The following is a 19,050-nucleotide window of genomic DNA, read 5'->3' on the forward strand; positions in this document are numbered from 1 at the left end:
GCAGAGGCTTTTTTATTTATTCTTCGCCCTTCTTCTGGCTCAGACCATACTCACGCAGCTTGTTGGCAATCGCCGTGTGCGACACGCCCAGACGCTTAGCCAGCTTACGGGTACTCGGGTAGCTACGGTATAACTGCGTTAGCACCGAACGTTCGAAGCGGCTGGTAATATCATCCAGCGAACCTTCCATCGCCTCTTCGCCCACGGACACGGTTCCGGCATCGTAATCCGGTAACAGGATATCCTGCGCGCGCAGTTCGTACCCTTCGAGCTGAGTCAACGCGCGATAAACGGCGTTTTTCAACTGACGGATATTGCCCGGCCAGCCGTAGCGCGTCAGCACAGTGCCTAAATCAGCGGACAGTTTCGGGCGCGGTACGCCCTGCTCGTCCGCAAAACGGGCCACGAACAGCTCGGTCAGCGGCATGATGTCCTGCGGGCAATCGCGCAGGGGTGGAATGTTCAGCGTCAGCACGTTCAGGCGATAATAGAGATCCTCGCGGAATACCCCTTTCTGCACCAGTTCGACCAGGTTTTTCTGGGTAGCGCAGATCACGCGTACATCCACATGTACCTCATGATCTTCCCCGACGCGGCGGAAGGTGCCATCGTTCAGGAAGCGCAGCAGCTTGGCCTGCATGCGTGGCGACATTTCGCCGATCTCATCCAGCAGCACCGAGCCACCGTTCGCCTGCTCGAAGAAGCCTTTTTTACCCTCCGGCGCGTGGCCGAACAGTTCGCTCTCAACCGCATCCTCCGGAATCGAAGCGCAGTTCAGCGCCAGATACGGTTTAGCCGCACGCGGGCTGGACTGATGCACCGCGTGTGCCAGCAAATCTTTGCCGGTACCGGTATCCCCGGTGATCAGGAGCGGCGCAGTGAGGTTAGCGAGCTTGCGCGCCTGATCGACTACATGACGCATCTTCGGGCTGACCGCAACGATCTGGCTAAACGCACCCACATCCTGGCTGGAAAGATTTTGCAGCTGGCGGCCCATGCGAACGGTTGAACGGAGCATGATCACCGCACCGGTTAAGACGCGCGCGTCGTTTTCCCCTTTCAGGTACACCGGGGTGATCTCCATCAGGAAATTCTGCCCGTTAATCACGACATGTTCGCTGTGGGTGTTTTGCGGGTTGCTGTCCAGCCAGCGCTGGAAATTAAAGCCGGGGATCAACTGGGTCGCGTGATGATTGCTAAGCTTCTCCTGACTCTGCGCGAAAAGCTGACAGCTGGCCTGGTTGACGCGTTCAACTTTGCTTTTCAAATCCAGCGACAGGAAAGGTTCAGGCATAGCCTCCAGCAATGCGCTGAGCGCGAGGTGCTCACGCTCTGAAGGCATCCAGGGGATGGTACGCACATCCGTAACGCCAGCGATACGGCGGATTTCCGCCATCAGGCTGCTGAAGGTATTAAATTCAATTTCGGCAAAGTTGAGGTAAATTCGCCCGACAGGGTCAATCTCTATGCCACGTAAATCAATGCTACGTAAAACAAGGAGATCGAGTAACTCGCGGGTCAGACCGAGACGGTCCTCACAAAAGACTTCCAGACGCATGGGAAATTCACCGTTTAAGCCATTAACACTAAAATGATATGTCAGATCACGGTGTTCGGGAAGGTGGCTGTCAACAAATATTGACAGCCAGCACGATTAGTGAACAAAAGCATCACGCCACGGGTTTTTTATTGAGCGTCTCTTTAAGCTGACCAATCAGTTCGCGGCGAAAATCCCCCAGCCGCGGCTTATCACCGTCGATCCACGGCAGCGGACGGCACACCTCCATCGCCTTAATGCCCAGACGTGCGGTGAGCAGACCTGCGCCAATGCCCTGCGCAGCGCGGGCCGACAGGCGCGCAGCCAGATCCTGCGACATCCAGTCCATGCCAACTTCACGCACCAGCTCGCTGGCACCGGCAAAGGCGATATTCAGGAGCACCAGTTTGAATAAACGCAGACGGCTGTAATAGCCAAGTTCAATCCCGTACAGGCTGGCAATACGGTTGATCAGACGCAGGTTACGCCAGGCGATAAACGCCATATCCACCAGCGCCAGCGGGCTCACGGCAATCATCAGGGTCGACTCTGCCGCCGAGCGGCTGATCTCACGGCGCGCCTGCGCATCCAGCACCGGCTGCACCATATGGGAGTAGAGCGTCACCACTTCCCGGTCATTCTGGGTTTCATGAATAGCGGCATACCAGCGTTGCAGCGCCGGATGGGACTGATCGATCCCAGCCTGGCTTGCCAGTTTTTCGCAGAACGCCCGCCCTTTTCCCGTGCCGTGGCTGTGCAGCAAGTCTCGTGCCTCGTCGCGCTCGTGAGCACGCTGCCGCAGACGCCAGAGCCTGCGCCATTCGGTGACAACCGACCCCACGCCCGCGCCGACAATCAGCGCACCCGCCGCACAGCCACCGAGCGCCACCCAGTCCTGGGTTTGCCAGGCGTTAGCCGCCCATTGCACACCCTGCCCGACCACGCTCACTCCAAACAGCGTCAGTCCGGCCATCACCATCCTGCGCCACAGGCTGCGTTTGGGCCGCAGCGCGGCGTCAATCACCGCTTCCGCCTGCCCGTCTTCGACCAGCGGCTCATCGACCCGGGCGGGAGCAAAATTCTCGGCCTGCGTGCCGCTGAAGGTGTGCGCAGACTTAAAGACCTCTGCCTGCTCCTGTTCCAGCTTGCCGGAAAAATCAATGCGCGGTTTCAACGATTCCGTCATCGCAATTTGTCTCCTATCAAAAACTCAAGCGCGGCATCCAGGCGAATGTGCGGTAACGGCTGGTCAACGTTCATCATCTGCGGACGGAAAGCCTCGAACTGGAAACCCTGGCTCTGCCAGAAAGCCTGTCCCGGCAGGCGTGCAGGAACTTCACCAGGATAGACGGTAAGCGGTTCACCGTCACTCAGGCGATGCCCCCGCAGGGCCGGGATTTTCTCGCCGTTGACGTCAATCAATCCGCTCTGCGTCGCCTGAACCGAGGCCAGGCCCAGGCAATCCATACTGATGCCCTCAAACGCGGCGTTTTGCCACGCATCCTGCACCAGCTGCTGGAGCAGTGACACCATATTGGCGTGCTGATCGACCGTCACATGGTCTGCTTTGGTTGCCGCAAACAGCAGCTTGTCGATAACCGGAGAAAACAGGCGGCGGAACAGCGTGCGCTGGCCGTAATGAAAACTTTGCATCAGCTGCGTTAACGCGAGACGCATATCGTTGAACGCCTGCGGCCCACTATTAAGCGGCTGAAGGCAGTCCACCAGCACAATCTGGCGGTCGAAGCGTAAAAAGTGATTCTTATAGAACCCTTTGACCACTTTTTCACAGTAGTAGTTGTAACGCTCGCGGAGCATGCCGGCATAGGTATGTTTATCCGCTTGCGCCAGTTTTGACTCACCGATACCGTCAACGTCAGGCCACGGGAAAAACTGGAGCGCAGGCGCACCCGCCAGATCGCCCGGCAAAACAAAACGCCCGGGCTGGATAAAATGCAGCCCTTCCCGTTTACATTGATGCAGGTAGTCCGTCCACGCTTCGGCGATTAACGCCAGCCGGTTCTCGTCGGCAGGGGCGAGCGGATCCAGACCTTCGCATAGCTGTCGCCATTTCGCCGACCATTCCGCACGTTGGCCTTGCAGCAGGCCGGTCATCTGACGAGACCAGCTGAGATAATCCTGCGCCAGCATGGGTAAATCCAGCAGCCATTCACCGGGGTAATCCACAATTTCCAGATACAACGTGGAAGTGTCCTTAAAATGCCGGATCAGGGATTCACTGGAGCGAAAGCGCAGCGCAAGGCGGATCTCACTGACTCCGCGCGTGGGCGTAGGCCAGGCCGGAGGCGTGCCGTACAGCTGGGCCAGACCTTCATCGTAGGTAAAACGCGGGATACCAAAGTCACGCTGCGGTACACGCTTCACGCCCAGCAGACGCTCTTCTCTTACCGCGCTCAACAGCGGCAATCGCGCACCTGCGTGCAAGTTGAGCAGCTGATTAACCATGGCGGTGATAAACGCCGTCTTACCGCTGCGGCTCAGCCCCGTGACGGCGATACGCAGATGGCGATCCACGCCACGGTTGACCAGAGAGTTAAGTTCGTTTTTAAGTCGCTTCATCGCCGTCCTTCATTGCCTGGAAGCCTGTAATGACTTGCTTCAGAATACAATAAATTGGGGCAGATCGTTGATTATCAATTCATAATTATTGCTATTGCCGTTTTTTCTCCAGTAAGATGAACGTCATTGCTGTCAGTAGAAGTGAGTAAGGTGTATGTCACCCACCATCTATGATATTGCGCGGGTTGCTGGCGTTTCGAAATCAACCGTGTCACGAGTATTGAATAAACAAACCAATATCTCTCCTGAAGCGCTCGAAAAAGTGCAAAAGGCGATTGAAGCCTTAAATTATCAACCGAATAAACTTGCTCGCGCCCTGACCTCTTCTGGCTTTGATGCCATTATGGTCATTTCAACACGATCGACAAAAACCACGGCGGGCAATCCTTTTTTCTCTGACGTACTTCATGCAATAACGGCGAAAGCGGAGCAGGAAGGCTTTGACGTTATATTGCAGACATCGAAAAACAGTGAAGATGATTTACTGAAATGCGAAAGCAAAATTAAGCAAAAAATGATTAAAGGGATCATCATGCTGAGTTCGCCAGCCAATGAATCCTATTTTTCAAGGCTGGATGCATACGGCGTGCCCGTTGTCGTTATTGGTAAAGTGGAAGGCGAATATAACAATATCTGCTCGGTCGACACTGATAACTTCCGTGATAGTTTCACACTCACCGAGACGTTTATTAAACAGGGGCATCGCAAAATAGCCTGTCTACACGCCCCGCTTGATTATCATGTTTCAATAGACCGTCTGGCGGGTTATAAGGCCAGCCTTGAACATAACCACATAGACATTCATCCCGACTGGATGATCGATGGCGGTTATACCCACGAGAGCGCACTGGCGGCAGCGTGTCGCTTGCTCTCATCCGCGAATCCCCCGGATGCGGTGTTCGCCACTGACAGTATGAAGCTGCTAAGCCTGTACCGCGCCGCAGACGAGCTGAACCTGATGATCCCCGAGCAGCTGGCCGTGGCGGGATACAGCGATCCGATGCTGTCCCTCATACTGACCCCGGCCCCAGGCGGTTTTGATATCCCCACGCAGAAGTTGGGCGAAGAGAGTTGCGACCTGCTGTTTAAACGTATTGCCGGTACACCTGCCCCGCAAAAAATCCTGGTGGATACCCACTTTTCGTTTACCGCGTCGCTACGCTAACACCAGGGGCACACGCCCCTGGTGACAGACCGGTCAGAACGCGTAATTCACGCCCACGCCCGCATAGTGGAAACGATCGCTGTCGCCTTCATCATGGTTTTCCCATTCGTAGGCATATTCCAGCGTCATGGAGAGACCATTATTGAAATCGTAGGCATACAACAGGCCCAGGCGGTTGAAATCGTGGCCTTCGCGCTCTGGATCGTCACGCCAGTCCCAGTTTGACCAACGGTCAAGACCAAGCCGGGTATACGGCGTCAGCGTGGTCTGGCCTAATGAAACCGGCAGATAAGCGCGGATTTCCTGCGTGGAAAATTCGCCGTTATTACGTGAACTGTCCATATTGAAACCACGCTCTAAATAGTAATTCACTTTCGCGGAGAATGTTTCGTTAAGGGTCCAGGTAAAGCCCGTTTCCGTTTCAACGCGGCTGTCAGCATAGCCGGTTTTTTCCAGATCGTTAGCAAACTGGTACAGGGATAACCAACCGCTAAAGCGCCAGTCATCGGTTAATTTAATATCCCAGTCCGGCTGAATTTTATAGCGCTGCATATTCGCGCTGCCGTCCTTCGCACCGTGCTCATCCTTAAAGTGATAGCCGTAGTTTCGGAAACCGCCGGTGAGACCAAAGGTAAAATCATCTGTCCCAATAAAGCGATAGCGCAACTCTATTTCAGGGCGATCAAAATAGGTTCCCCGGGTCATACTGCTGTAATCGACAGGCCCCTCCTGATACATGGCGAGAGATATTGTCCATGCATCCCATGTGGCATTAAACCATACGGAAGGTTCATATAATCCATCTTTATCGTCGCCCTGACCCTCGACGTTTTCGATTTCATACATGGCCCCAATATTAAAATCCCACTGCTTTGCTGTTTCTGTTGCCTGTGCGCAGCTAACCCCTGCGCATAAAACAAACGCAGCACTTTTTAGTAGAGTACTCATTAAAATATTCCTTTATAATTAACAACCAAAAAAACCGGAAATTTGCATTCCCGGCTGATACTTCTTTATCTAATAGCCTCTTCGGTTTCTGCATCGAAGAAATGGCACTTATTCATATCGAACTGAATGCCGATATTATCTCCGGCTGCATAATCATTGGCGGCACCCGCACGGACAACCAGTTCATGTCCGCCGACGGCGGCATAAAGCATAAACTCTGCCCCGGTGAGTTCAGCGACGCTGATCTTCGCGGTAATAGCCTCACCACTATGCTGTGGCGTAAGAATATCTTCCGGGCGGATACCAAAGACCATCGCTTTGCGCTGGTAACCTTTTGCGTTGAGGGCGGCAAGCTTGTCTGCGGGGATCTCAAGACGCAGCGTTTCCGTGACAAAATACTGGCCGTCAATGGCCCCACGAATAAAGTTCATCGCAGGCGAGCCAATAAACCCGGCCACAAACATGTTTGCCGGTTCGTTATAAACCAGTTTCGGCGCCCCCACCTGCTGGATGATCCCGTCTTTCAGGATCACGATGCGGGTGGCCATGGTCATGGCTTCCGTCTGATCGTGGGTGACGTAAATCATGGTGGTGTTGAGCTTCTGGTGCAGCTTGCTGATTTCAGCGCGCATCTGCACGCGAAGTTTGGCATCCAGGTTAGACAACGGTTCATCCATCAGGAACACGCCCGCCTCGCGTACAATCGCCCGTCCTAAAGCCACGCGCTGACGCTGACCGCCGGACAGTGCGCCGGGCTTACGCTTAAGGTAATCGCGAAGGCCGAGGATTTGCGCGGCCCAGTTGACGCGTTCTTCAATGACCGAAGGCGCAATTTTCTGCATCTTCAGGCCAAACGCCATGTTGTCATAGACCGTCATGTGCGGATAAAGCGCGTAGTTCTGGAAAACCATCGCGATATCGCGCGACTTGGCCGGCACGTCGTTCATGCACACGCCGTCAATCACCAGCTCGCCTGCGCTGATCTCCTCCAGACCGGCGATCATGCGAAGCGTTGTCGATTTACCACAGCCAGACGGACCGACGAAAACGATGAATTCCTTATCCTCGATCTCAAGGTTGAAATCTTTAACCACATGAACCTGGTTATCGTAGATTTTCTGGATGTGTTTTAAAGAGAGTTGAGCCATTGTTAGTTCCTTTTCGATACGGTCCGGGAAGTCCAGAAATCCTGCAGGCATTTCCAGGTCAATTCCTGCGTGCACTGAAGTTGTAGCCCAGCATGCGTCAGGCCTGAGCCAATGCCCACCGACAACATTCCCGCCGCGTTGATTGCCTCAACGCCAGCGGCAGCATCTTCAATACCGATAGCCTCTTCCGGGCGGACGTTCAGCCCCGCACAGGCCGCAAGAAAAATCTCCGGGTCAGGTTTTGAGCGGGCGATGCGCGAGGCATCGGCACAAAAATCAAACGCCTTGTGAATGCCAAGCGCCTGCAAAATACGCGGCGCATTGAGAGAAACAGAGGCCAGGCCAGTCTTGACCTTCGCTGCACGTATGTCCGCCAGCACCTCCCCCATCCCCGGCAGCAATGAGTCCTGCGTCAGCGACCCAAGCGATTGCACATAGAGATCGTTTTTTTTACCCGCGAGCATCAAACGCTGCCCATCGTCAAACGCCTCTGCTTTCCCGCCGTGTTGCAGGATCCGTTGAAGGGAATCCATGCGGCTGATGCCCTTCAGTTGTTCGTTAAAATGCTCGTCGATGGTGATACCGACCTCCGCCGCCACGGCACGCCAGGCCAGGAAGTGCAGGTGTGCGGTGTCGGTGATGACGCCATCTAAATCAAATACAACGGCCTTAAGCATGACTGCGCGCCTCCGTGGTAGCGGTCCCAATGTCAGACAAAATAAAATCCTGATAAGACCAGGACTGCACGCCTGATGCGGTCAGAGTTTTGCCCCACAGCGTAAAGGTAACGGGTGCGGAGGTTTCAAGGGTCAGGACGTCATTTGCAAAGGTGAAGGACATCCGCGCGTTGCGCCATCGCAGCGGGAAGGCAAGTTTGCGCCAGTGTGACGGAAGCTGCGGGGCAAGATGCAGTTCCCCTTCCACAACGTTCAGTCCCGCAAAGCCCTGAATAGCGCCCAGCCAGATCGCGCCCGTCGCGGCGGCGTGAATGCCATCGTCGCTGCTGTGCGGATCATCGCCCAAATCAATGGCGATACCGTCGCGCCAGAAGGCATAGGCCCGCTCGATATCACCACAGCGTGCGGCAACAATGCCATGAATGGCTTTGCTTAACGACGAGTCGTGGATCGTGCGCGGCTCATAGAAGCTCAGGTTGGCGGCACACTGCGCAGGCGTAAACCGCTCCGGCAACAGATAGTTGAGCATCACCACGTCCGCCTGCTTGAGGATTTGCATCTCGTTGACTTCCGCGCGCGAGTAGTCAAGCAGTATGGTTTGCTTGCCTGCTTTCGCTTTATAGCGGCTCAGGTCAATAGCAGGTTTTGTCAGGAACGTATCATCCTGCGGAATGACCCCGTCCGCGCCGGCCTCAGGCAGCCATAAACGCGCAAGGAAACGGTTCGCCTTATCGATGAACTGAGGATCTTGCCGTCCAAACTTCGTGGCAAACTTAAGCGCACTGTCGACATTATGCCAGGCCAGATAGTTGGTATAAGCGTTATTATTAACGTGTTCCGTATACTCGTCAGGGCCGATCACGTCCTGAATTTCAAGACGCCCGTTCACCTCCGTGGCCCGTCCGATCCAGAACAGTGCGGTTTCCATCAGCAGCGTCAGCCCCTCATTGCGCATGAAGGTTTCATCCTGCGTGGCCTGCCAGTAAGCAACAACGGCCCAGGCGATATCCGCCACAATATGGTGCTCCGCCAGCGCGGAAGCGACTTTCTGGCGTACGCCGGTTCGGATATTAATCGCGGCAAATTCGGGCGTTTCTTCCTGCCCGCTTGCGGCGCTTTCCCACGGGAACAGCGCGCCGGGCCAGCCGTTTTGGCGAGCTTTCGCCCGTGCGCCGGAGAGATTTAACCAGCGATAACGCAGCAGGCTGCGAGCCGTCGCAGGACGGGTAAACAGATGGAAAGGCAACAGGAAGATTTCGGTATCCCAGAAAACGTGCCCTTTATAGCCCTCGCCGGTCAGCCCTTTTGCTGCAATGCTGCTGCGTTCATCATGGGCAGGGGTCATCGTCGTCAGATGCCAGACTGCATAATCCAGCGCCATTTGATCCTGCCAGGAGTCTGACTCCACCTCTACGCGACTGTCGCGCCAGACGTTTTCCCAGGCACATGTTGAGCTTTCGAGTAAAGCCTCGTAGCCTCGTGCCGCACAGACTTTTAGCTCTGCCAGGGCATGTCGGGCGAACGCGTCCTGCGAGAGCGCTTTTTCGCTTCGCCAGGTAACCCAGCAAATTTTCTCCAGGGTGACAGTGTCACCCGCCGCAACCTCAAGCGCATGCTGGCACGTCACGCGACGATTTTTGGCCGCGAAACAGCTTTCGCTCTCGGACGAGAGCTGGCAAAAGGTCGACACCACTACATCGCTGGCGCGATCCTGCGTTTCATACACGCCCTGTATGAAATTCGGGTCAAAGACCCTGACGGAAACTTCGTCCAGATGCTGCCTGCCGCTGTTGGTTTGCGTGGCATCAATGCCGGTTTTCAATACGATTTTCGACGCTGCATCAACGGGGGTGATGGAGAGTTGCATCGCCACCAGCGACAGCTGATCTAAGGAGACAAAACGGCGACTTTCCAGACGGTAGGTTTTGCCCGCAGGCGAACGCCAGAGCACGCTGCGTCGCAGCTCACCGTTTGCAAACGCAAGCTCACGCTGCCAGCTGTGGATCTCCCCTGACAGCAGCGTAAAATGCTCGCCATCAAGCTCAATCTCAATGCCGGTAATATCCGGAATATTAATGAGTTCGTTGGTTTCGTTACGCCCGGCTTTATGGTACAGCCCGGCCAGGAACATGCCGCGCGTTTGCTGGGTGTAATCTTCTTCGTGGGTGGCGCGGATCCCCATATAGCCATTACCACATGCCATTATGGAGGCATATTTATTCAGGCCGTGTGGGTCAAAGCCCGGATCGGTTAATACAGAGAGGTTCAGCATAACGTCACGCTTTCCCCTTTCTCAGCCGATTCGTACAGCGCCGCAACCAGTTGCTGGATCACCAGTCCCTGCTCGGCATCGGCAATCGCAACAGGCTCGCCCAAAACATGGCGAACAAAGGCATCCATGCTGCGTAAATGGCGCTGATCATCCGCATCTTCCCGCTGCATCAGCGTCTTTAACTCGCCCGCTTCATCGTTGTAAATATGTGCCGGGAACAGCGTTGCGCCGGCTTTTTCTCCGCAGAATGAGACATTCATGATCGACTGTTCGCGGATGTTCAGCGCAAAGGACGTATCCAGGCGCAGTATGCCGCCATTGCAAAACTCAACCGTCCCGAAAAGAGCATCTTCAACGGTGTACTGCGCAGGGTCCCACTCGCCAAACTGCCCGCTGTGTTTACAGGTGCCAAGCTTTTGAAAACTGTGCGCCGTCACGCGTTTGACTGCCGGGAAACCGAGTACATACATCGCGGCATCCAGCATATGAATACCGATATCAATCAGCGGTCCGCCGCCCTGGAGAGCTTTATTAGTAAAGACGCCCCAGCCCGGCACGCCGCAGCGGCGCAACGCCTGCGCGGAGGTGAAATAGATTTCCCCTAAGGTGCCGTTTTGCACAGCCTCGCGCAGCAGCTGCGTATCGCGGGCAAAACGGTGGTGAAAATCATACGCCAGCACTTTTCCCGCTTTGCGCGCGGCGATGCGCATCAGATTGGCCTGCTCCGGGGTCATCGCAGGCGGTTTCTCGCACATCACATGACAACCTGCCTCCAGCGCCGCCATGACGTGTTCAAAATGAAAGCGATTAGGCGAGCAAACGCTCACCACGTCGGGATTAACCGCCCGCAGCATCTCTTGCACATCCTGCCATGCCGAAGGGATGGCATGACGTTCCGCAAACGCCTGTGCCTGCTCAAGGCGGCTGTCCATGACAGCCACCAGTTGAACATCACTGCGCGTTGCGTAATACGAGGCATGCACTTTGTCTGCAACCTGCCCGGCGCCAATAATGGCGACGCGCAGAGACGAAGGTGTAGAAGCACTCATCACGCTTATCATCCTTAGCAATCACGCAAATAAGTGAGCGAGTCCCGGTAAGCCTGTGCAGGATCATCGGCACGTACGCGGCATTCGTAAACGACGTAGCCCTGATAATTGTCGGCGCGCAGCTGGTCAAACAGCGTAGCGAAGTCCAGGCTGCCGCTCCCCGGCTGATAGCGATGGTTGTCGGCAATGTGTACGTGACCCAGCAGGTCGCGGTTGGCGTGCAGAGCCTCCGTCAGCGAATCCTCTTCGATATTCATGTGATAGAAATCGCCGATGATCTGGACGTGTTTCAGGTCGTTCTCTTCGATATAGCGACGCGCGTCCGCCAGCGTGTTGATCATGTGATCCTGATAGCGGTTCAGCGGCTCCAGGTACACGGTCGTGCCGGTACGGGCGGCAAGCTCATCCAGCCAGCGTAAAGAGTCACTGACCGCTTTGCGATCGCCCGCCAGGCTACGTGGCGAGGTCATCGGCGGCAGACGGAAGGTAAACATACCCCACGCGGCAGGCACGATAATGCCCTTACCGCCGACGTCTGCCAGGGCTTCCAGAATGCGTTCGATCTGCTTAAGGCCGTTCAGACGGCGCTCCTCGATGAAGTCGCCAATCCAGCCGTCGTATCCGCCGCAGGCGGTCGTGACCGGTAAGCCCGTGGCGCTGATGGCAGCTTTAACTTCGTCAAGGTTGTCGACCAGCAGTTTGCCGTCGATTTCAAAGCCATCAAAACCCATCTCTTTGATGTATTTGAACTTCTCCATAATCGACGTCGGGAAAAAGGCCTGGTTCTGCGTTGCGATTTTCATTATTTGCTCTCCTTAGCTTAGAAAGTGACGCCCATTTTGATGCTCAGTTCCGGATGCTGATCGACATACTTCATATAGCTTTCAGCGCTGGTGGTGAACGTTACAACCGGGTCGATCAGATCGTCACAGTCGAGATAGCCGTTCATCAGCAGTTCCCAGCACGTCTCTTCGATACGCTTGCGGTTCCAGCGCGGGTATTCCGGGTTGGGTTCGCTGCAGGCGCGGGAGAAGACAATCTTCGCGTTGTTGAAATGGGCTTCGCGTCCCAGGTTGAAGCCCTCGGCAAACGGTTTTGCGAAAGCAACATAGGAGATGGTGCCGCCGTATGCGAGTCCGCGCAGCGCAGACTGCAGCGCATCAGCAAAACCACTGGTTTCGATGATCACGTCCGCGCCCTGTTTTCCGGTCAGTTTTTTGATCTCCAGACCGACGTCCGTGCCGATAGGGTTCAGACAGTGATCTGCCCCATGGCGGCGGGCAATTTCGCAACGATGCGCGATAGGATCGACACCGATAACCATCGATGCCCCGGCTTTTTTCGCCAGCTGAATCGCAATCTGACCAATCGCACCCAGGCCGACAACGACGACAAAATCGCCCACCCGCACGTTGGCATCGCGCACGCCGCTCATGGCGAACTGCGCCGGGTCATAGCAGACGGCATTTTTCCAGGATGCGCCCTGCGGCATTTTGCGCAGCTTGTAGTTATTTACGGCATTTACGATCACCGTTTCCTGCAGCGGGCCGTAGCAGCAGACGCTGTCGCCCGTCTGGTATTCCGTGACGTCGGCACCGCATTCAATGATGTCACCTACGATCATGTTACCGAGCTGGAACTTGCCGAACTCGATCCCGCGTGCTGCGCCCTCTTCACGCGGGGTAAACATCTGCCACTCCGCATTAAATTCTTCGTCAATAAACGGGCTCGCCGCTCTGAAATCCACTACCTCGGTACCGTGTTTCGGCGCACCAAAACGGGCGCGAATTTTGACTTCATGTGCCGCGACGGGACGATCTTCATATTCAACCAGCGCAGCCACACGAGGTGCTGTCGCAACTAACTTCTTCATGACTCACTCCTTGTTAAAATTGGCCGCTTCAGCCCTTTACGCCACCAGCGGTCAAACCACTTTTAATAAAACGTTCAGACAGCGCGTACATGATGACAACCGGCAGTGCGGTCACCAGCGATGCGGCCATCATGCGACCCCAGATGTAATCTGGCGTGCTAAACAGCGTGTTCAGCCCCACCGGCAAGGTGAAGTTGCTGGCGCTGGACAGGAAAATGGATGCAAACAGATAGTCGTTCCAGGCCACCATGAAGCAGTAGACGAAGACCGACACCAGCCCGGATATCGCCAGCGGGACGGTAATGCGGAAGATGATTTGCAGGCGGTTAAGGCCGTCCATCATTGCCGCTTCTTCTATTTCGTCCGGAATGGTGTCGAAATAGCTGCGCAGCATGAACACCGCGGTAGGGAGCGTCTGAGTCACCATGGTGATAATGAGCGCCATTTCGGTGTCATAGATCCCAAGCGCGGTGATGATTTTAAACAGCGGCACCACCAGCAATATGCCGGAGAACATGTAGACGGTGTAAAAGCTCGCGTTGATCGTGGCACGTCCCTTAAAGCGCAGCTTGGAGAGTGCATACGCGCCCAGTGTGCCAAGAAACACAGCAATGACAGACGAGGTTAACGACACCACCATGCTGTTGCGGAAGTAGTCCACAAACGGGAAGATGAGCGGGTTAAAGATGTCGACGTAGTGCTGCAGCGTCCACGCCTGAGGGAAAATCGTCGGGTGTAACGAGATCGCCTCTTTTGCGCTTTTGAACGAGGTCATCAGCATCACAAAGAACGGGAACAGCGTGATAATCAGGAACACCGCCAGCCCCAGATAAAAACCGATACGGCCCAGTACACGTTTATTTGTTGCCATTGAGGTTTACCCTTTTTCTGGTCAGCAGAATGACGGCAAAGATGATCACGAAAAGCACGACAGAGATAGCGGCTGCTTTGCCCAAATCGTTGAAGGCAAATGCTGTTTTGTAGAGATAGACGCCCAAAATATCGACCTTCGTCGTCAGCAGATAAACGTCTGCAAACATGTAGAACATCCAGATCGTGCGAAGCGTAATGACCGTTGCCAGCACCGGCATAATGGCGGGCAGCGTCACGATGCGAAAACGCTGCCAGGCATTTGCCCCGTCCATTTCCGCCGCTTCGTACAGCGACTTATCAATCGTCTGTAAAATGGCGAGGAACGAGATAAACGCGTACGGGAAGTAGCGCCAGATAGCAAACAGCACCACCAGCACGAAGCTGCTGCCCGGATTGTCGAACCACAGCGGGGCCTGGTCATACAGATGCAGCAGATCCACGCCCAGATAGTTCACAATGCCGTAGCCGTTGTTGAACATGTATTTCCAGGCAAACACCAGCGAGATGGATGGCGTGACGTAGGATAAAATCACCAGCGAGCGCGCCGTTTTTCTCAGGCGGAACTCACGGTTAAAGAAGATGGCAACGGCCAGCCCCAGTCCCGTACTGCCGATAACAACCAGCGCGGTATACCAGAACGTCATCCACAGCGAGTGCCAGAACGCCGCATCACTCAGAATGCGGATGTAGTTATCCAGGCCGACAAACACGGCGCTAATGCGCGGGTTCAGCGGCAAGCGTAAAAAGCTGATTTCAATGTTGGAAATCATAGGCCAGGCCACCAGGCCCCCCAGCAGTATCAGGCTGGGGGCCAACAGCAGCATGGCGAAAGGCATATCTGATCGACCAGAAAACAACGTCTTCATAATTCCCTTCCGCAGAGCGCTCCTATCGTTGTGAGATCAGATCGGCCAGTCGTTTCTGGCTGTTGCTTAACGTGGCAGGGATATCCTGCTTGCCGACCGTGACGTTATGCACCATCGAGCTGATAACGCCGGAACCCGTCACATCGCCCATACGGGTGAAGTTTTTGTCCCCTACCGCCCCAAACACCTGAACGTTCGGGAACTGGGCAATCAGTTCGTAAGGAAGCTGGCCGAAGGCTTTGATCACGCCGTTGGATTTCCATGACTCGGTATCGACCACCAGCTTGTTAACCGGCAGCGCAGCGCCCGGCGACATCATCACCCAGTCGGAGGCGTTTTGAGCCTGCTCCATCCAGGTGACAAACTTCTCTGCCGCCCGGGTTTCGTTTTCGGTTTGGCCCGTGGTAATAGTGAGCGAGGTGATCATGCCGTACACCGCTGAAGATTTTTCAGTCGGGACGACAAAGCCCAGATTGGCCGGGTTGCCGTCTTTATAAACGGCCGGGAGGATGTAGGTGGAATAAACGGCCATCGGCGCAGAGCCGTTCATGAAGGCGTCTTTGATCTCCATGACGTCGTTAGAGCCTGGCATGGTGGTCGCCGCCAGCGCTTTATAAAACGTCAGTGCTTTTAGCATTGCTGGCGTGTCGATTTCGACATCACCCTTCGCATCAAAGACATTCGCACCGCCAGAAAGCGCGAACTGCGAAAACGCCTGCTCGGTCATCACGCTTTCAGCCGTGGGCAGCGCAATGCCGTAATGCTTTTTAGCCGGATCGTTGAGCGCCTGGCTGGCTTTCAGCAGCTGGTCCCAGTTGTGTGGCTCTTCAATGCCCGCCGCGGCAAGGGCATCTTTGTGATACCAGACGCCGGACAGCCAGGCGCTGACTGGCACGCCCGTCCATGCGGTGCCATCTTCGGTACGCACCACGCGCAGGATACCGTCGTAGAAGGTGTCTTCACCCACGGCTTTGATGGCCTCTGCGATAGCGTCACGGTCCAGCAACTGCTCTTTGTCCATGACTTTTGCATAATCATGGCTAATCTCAATCACTTCCGGCAGTGCGCCGGTACGGGCCAGGGTAATGACCTTGGTGTTATACGCATCCTCTTCGACCGGGACCTGTTTCACCGTGATCGTCGGGTTTTCTTTCTCAAATTTTTCGATCAGTTTCGTGATCACCGCCTGACGCTCCTGCTCCACCGAGGAGTGCATAAACTCGATGGTGACGGCAGAGGTTTTATCGTCTTCACAGCCTGTTAACAGGGCGCACGAAACCAGTGCTGATAACAGCACAATTCTGGGCATTTTCATTTTAGGAGTCCTTTTTAGTGTTCTTTAATCCACATGACCTGCCATGGATTAAGCGTCAGAGCCGTCCCGCTTATCATTACACCGGCAATCAGTTCCTGACCGGATTCAATATTGGTGGTCAGGTGTTGAATACAATCACTGAAATTAAATAAACCCGTAATGCGCTCGCCATTTTTCGCAACGCGCACTATTTTTAAAACCTGCTCAGTTGGCTGAGTGAAATAAGCCTGACTGTCAGGGTGGAACGCTTTTTCGGCGCGTCGTATAGCAATTAATGCGCTGAGGCGTTGATATATTTTATTGCGCAGGCTGTTATCGTCATTGAGTTCACTATCAACCTGCCCTTCACTATATTTCTTACGATTTATTGCGCGGTTGTAACCCAGTTTCTCGACGCCTTCATAATCATTTCGGGAACCAAGAATACTTTGAATATATACGGCAGGCACACCCGGGAAACTCAACAGTACGGCATGGGCGAGAATAAAGCGTGAAATACGTTCGCTATCGCTGCTCGCTTTTGCACTTAATGCGTCAAGATAAGTGACGTTGATTTCATAAGGGCTTCGCGTGCCGTCAGGGTTATTTTTCCAGTTTACCAGCGCCCCCTCCTGCTGAAGTTTCTCGACCAGAGAGAGAATTTCAGGTTCAGGAAGAATGCCGCGTAACGGATTCAGACCAATTCCATCGTGGGAGGCCAGGAAGTTAAACCACGTGGTACGCGTGGACGGCAGATTCAGGGACGCTGCCCACTGGCAAAGCGCCCGCACATCCTGACGGTGAACGGCATGGAGCACCAGCGGCGGCAAGGAGAACTGGTAGACCATCTGCGCTTCATTTTCGCCGTTACCGAAGTAAGAAATATTATCTTTATGCGGAACGTTCGTCTCGGTGATAATCACCGTCCCCGGTGCGACATCATCGGCGATGGCGCGGAACAGCTGGATCAGGCGGTGCGTTTTTTCGAGATGAATGCAGCTGGTGCCGGGGGTCTTCCACATAAACCCGACGGCATCGAGGCGAATATAGCTGGCACCTTCGGCAAGGTAGTGAAGCAGAACCTCCACCATGGCGATTAACACTTCCGGCGAGGCGAAATTCAGGTCAATCTGATCATCGCTGAACGTCGTCCACAGGTGTCTGACGCTGCCATCGTGAAGGGTAAAGGGTGTCAGCAGCGGTAATGCGCGTGGGCGAGTCACGGCAGAAAGGTCGGTTTTCGGATCAACAGAAATAAAGAAATCTTCAAACCCTGGCTTTTGTTGCAGATAATTTGCGAACCACTGGCTTTTGGCCGACATATGGTTGCACACGAAATCAAACATCAGGCTGGCCGAGCGTTTTAATTCGGCAACATTCTGCCACGTCCCGGTTTCAGGGGCGACCTGATGATAATCAATAACAGAAAAACCGTCGTCAGATGACCACGGATAAAAAGGTAAAAGATGGACGTGAGAAAAAGAGTCGGAGAGCCATTTATTATAAAAACGGGTAAAAGCCGATAATGCCCCCTCACCTGGTGCCATAAACTGATCGGCATAGGTAATCAGCACAACATCCTTTTCATCCCAACTGGCTTTACGCTTTTCTGCAATGACATTTTTGGCGCTGGAGATTTTTTCCAGCAGCGTCGCATAATGCGCATCAGAGAATGATTCGGCATAAACAAAACCGATTAATTGCTTAATTTTATCGTTCACATTGATTTCCATGGTAGCGGTCCCACGAAGCGCAATCTACTCCCATGAAAAATATCTGTCAACGGACCTGGCGCCAGAAAAACACGATCGCCAGGCAGCTCAAATCATTATTGTGAGCTGCCGCAAAGATCGAGGAAAAGGAAGGACGATATCAGGGGTATCGCTAACCCTTTTCCATCAGGAGAACGGGTTAGCGAAGGAAGGAGGTATCAGGAAAAGAAGCGACGTGAAACGCGCTTTGCCAGTTTTTGCAGCAATGGCTCGAGCGCCACCGCCAGCAGCATTCTGACCGGTTTACGGGCAACAGATTTGATTGCCCAGCCAGCGACGCCTGCCGGGCCAACGCGTAACGCCGTCAGCAGGACCAGTTTACCTGCGATTTTCAGGCCGGGTTTTACCTTCTGACCGGCCTGTTGCCAGTGTTGATTCATATTATCTCTCTCTTAAAGCTGACGAAAACGGCTTCTCAGCGTAAAGGTATCGGACGTGACATAACGTTCCATTTCGCGCAGTCGTTTTTCACCTGCCGCAAGCTCGGTATCCACCGCGTTGAGAAGATCGCTGCTGGTGGGCGCGCCTTCGGCATCCAGCTCGCCGTCAGGCATCGGGTCGAGCACAAATGACAATACGATATAAGCCACCAGGGTAATGAATGCCAGACCGAAGAAAATCGACAGCACCGTAACCACGCGTACCAGTTTCACCGGGACGTCAAGGTAATGTGCCAGCCCGGCACATACGCCGCGTACCATGCCCTGCTGAGGGATACGCCATAATTTTTTATTCAGGTTCAGTCCAGCCATTAACGGTCCCTCCAGTTCGGATGTTCCGCATCCAGGATGGCTTCCAGCGCCTGAATGCGTTCGCGCATCTTATTCGCCTGATCGGACAACTGCGCCAGCCGCTGCTGTTCACTTTGCGACAGCTCGCCGCGCGAAGAACGGTTGCTGTAATGCAGCCATAACCAGATCGGCAAAACGAACAGCACGAAAATGGTCAGTGGAATAGCCAGAAAAAGCGCGCTCATGTGTACTCCTTGTCTTACGA

The 19,050-nt window shown here is 54.5% G+C and carries 18 protein-coding genes; 1 reads left to right on the forward strand and 17 read right to left on the reverse strand.

Annotated elements, in window-relative coordinates:
- Positions 1-16: 16 nt before the first annotated feature.
- From tyrR to FFS28_RS02740, 3 genes are all read right to left on the reverse strand, one after another.
- Positions 17-1,558, reverse strand: a complete 1,542-nt coding sequence (gene tyrR, locus FFS28_RS02730) for a transcriptional regulator TyrR (protein ID WP_006175580.1) — start codon at positions 1,556-1,558, stop codon at positions 17-19.
- A gap of 112 nt (positions 1,559-1,670) precedes the next feature.
- Positions 1,671-2,723 (reverse strand): YcjF family protein, encoded by a 1,053-nt coding sequence (locus FFS28_RS02735; protein ID WP_137848695.1) that lies wholly within the window; start codon positions 2,721-2,723, stop codon positions 1,671-1,673.
- Positions 2,720-4,117 carry a YcjX family GTP-binding protein gene (locus FFS28_RS02740; protein ID WP_006175583.1) on the reverse strand — a complete coding sequence of 466 codons (1,398 nt, stop codon included), beginning with the start codon at positions 4,115-4,117 and terminating at the stop codon, positions 2,720-2,722. Before FFS28_RS02740 ends, FFS28_RS02735 begins: the two co-directional genes overlap by 4 nt.
- A 154-nt stretch (positions 4,118-4,271) precedes the next feature.
- Between FFS28_RS02740 and FFS28_RS02745 the strand changes: the two genes are divergently transcribed.
- Positions 4,272-5,282: a LacI family DNA-binding transcriptional regulator gene (locus tag FFS28_RS02745; protein ID WP_137848696.1), complete on the forward strand. Its 1,011-nt coding sequence runs from the start codon at positions 4,272-4,274 to the stop codon at positions 5,280-5,282.
- 33 nt (positions 5,283-5,315) lie between these two features.
- Here the strand turns inward: FFS28_RS02745 and FFS28_RS02750 are convergent, their stop codons facing one another.
- The 14 genes from FFS28_RS02750 to pspB all read right to left on the reverse strand — a co-directional run bounded on the left by FFS28_RS02750 (position 5,316) and on the right by pspB (position 19,030).
- Positions 5,316-6,230, reverse strand: coding sequence for an OmpG family monomeric porin (locus tag FFS28_RS02750; RefSeq protein WP_137848697.1), 915 nt, complete (start codon positions 6,228-6,230; stop codon positions 5,316-5,318).
- A gap of 65 nt (positions 6,231-6,295) precedes the next feature.
- Positions 6,296-7,378, reverse strand: coding sequence for an ABC transporter ATP-binding protein (locus FFS28_RS02755; protein WP_137273281.1), 1,083 nt, complete (start codon positions 7,376-7,378; stop codon positions 6,296-6,298).
- A 2-nt stretch (positions 7,379-7,380) separates the two neighbouring features.
- Entirely contained in the window at positions 7,381-8,055 is a 675-nt protein-coding gene (gene pgmB, locus FFS28_RS02760) for a beta-phosphoglucomutase (RefSeq protein ID WP_137848698.1), read from the reverse strand.
- Complete coding sequence (locus FFS28_RS02765; protein WP_137848699.1) at positions 8,048-10,327, reverse strand: glycoside hydrolase family 65 protein; 2,280 nt, start codon at positions 10,325-10,327, stop codon at positions 8,048-8,050. Before FFS28_RS02765 ends, pgmB begins: the two co-directional genes overlap by 8 nt.
- Entirely contained in the window at positions 10,321-11,379 is a 1,059-nt protein-coding gene (gene ycjS / locus FFS28_RS02770) for a D-glucoside 3-dehydrogenase (protein WP_137848700.1), read from the reverse strand. The genes FFS28_RS02765 and ycjS overlap by 7 nt, the downstream gene beginning before the upstream one ends.
- Before the next feature lie 11 nt (positions 11,380-11,390).
- Positions 11,391-12,179 carry a 3-dehydro-D-guloside 4-epimerase gene (gene ycjR / locus FFS28_RS02775; RefSeq protein ID WP_137848701.1) on the reverse strand — a complete coding sequence of 263 codons (789 nt, stop codon included), beginning with the start codon at positions 12,177-12,179 and terminating at the stop codon, positions 11,391-11,393.
- 17 nt (positions 12,180-12,196) lie between these two features.
- Positions 12,197-13,249 carry a D-guloside 3-dehydrogenase gene (gene ycjQ / locus FFS28_RS02780; RefSeq protein ID WP_137848702.1) on the reverse strand — a complete coding sequence of 351 codons (1,053 nt, stop codon included), beginning with the start codon at positions 13,247-13,249 and terminating at the stop codon, positions 12,197-12,199.
- Positions 13,250-13,277: 28 nt separating this feature from the next.
- Positions 13,278-14,120 (reverse strand): carbohydrate ABC transporter permease, encoded by an 843-nt coding sequence (locus FFS28_RS02785; RefSeq protein WP_006175599.1) that lies wholly within the window; start codon positions 14,118-14,120, stop codon positions 13,278-13,280.
- Positions 14,107-14,988, reverse strand: coding sequence for a carbohydrate ABC transporter permease (locus FFS28_RS02790; protein WP_042319913.1), 882 nt, complete (start codon positions 14,986-14,988; stop codon positions 14,107-14,109). Before FFS28_RS02790 ends, FFS28_RS02785 begins: the two co-directional genes overlap by 14 nt.
- A 22-nt stretch (positions 14,989-15,010) precedes the next feature.
- Positions 15,011-16,303, reverse strand: a complete 1,293-nt coding sequence (locus FFS28_RS02795; RefSeq protein WP_137848703.1) for an ABC transporter substrate-binding protein — start codon at positions 16,301-16,303, stop codon at positions 15,011-15,013.
- 14 nt (positions 16,304-16,317) lie between these two features.
- The gene (locus FFS28_RS02800) at positions 16,318-18,015 is read right to left on the reverse strand and encodes a sugar phosphorylase (RefSeq protein ID WP_137848704.1); all 1,698 of its coding nucleotides are present in this window, start codon (positions 18,013-18,015) and stop codon (positions 16,318-16,320) included.
- A gap of 197 nt (positions 18,016-18,212) precedes the next feature.
- Positions 18,213-18,434: a phage shock protein PspD gene (pspD, locus tag FFS28_RS02805; RefSeq protein WP_058608687.1), complete on the reverse strand. Its 222-nt coding sequence runs from the start codon at positions 18,432-18,434 to the stop codon at positions 18,213-18,215.
- A gap of 12 nt (positions 18,435-18,446) precedes the next feature.
- A complete protein-coding gene (gene pspC / locus FFS28_RS02810) occupies positions 18,447-18,806 on the reverse strand; it encodes an envelope stress response membrane protein PspC (protein WP_006175609.1) in 360 nt (119 codons plus the stop codon).
- Positions 18,806-19,030 carry an envelope stress response membrane protein PspB gene (gene pspB / locus FFS28_RS02815; RefSeq protein WP_006175623.1) on the reverse strand — a complete coding sequence of 75 codons (225 nt, stop codon included), beginning with the start codon at positions 19,028-19,030 and terminating at the stop codon, positions 18,806-18,808. Before pspB ends, pspC begins: the two co-directional genes overlap by 1 nt.
- Positions 19,031-19,050: the final 20 nt, after the last annotated feature.

It is taken from the genome of Enterobacter sp. 2VL (assembly GCF_005503595.1).
GTDB lineage: Bacteria > Pseudomonadota > Gammaproteobacteria > Enterobacterales > Enterobacteriaceae > Enterobacter > Enterobacter cancerogenus.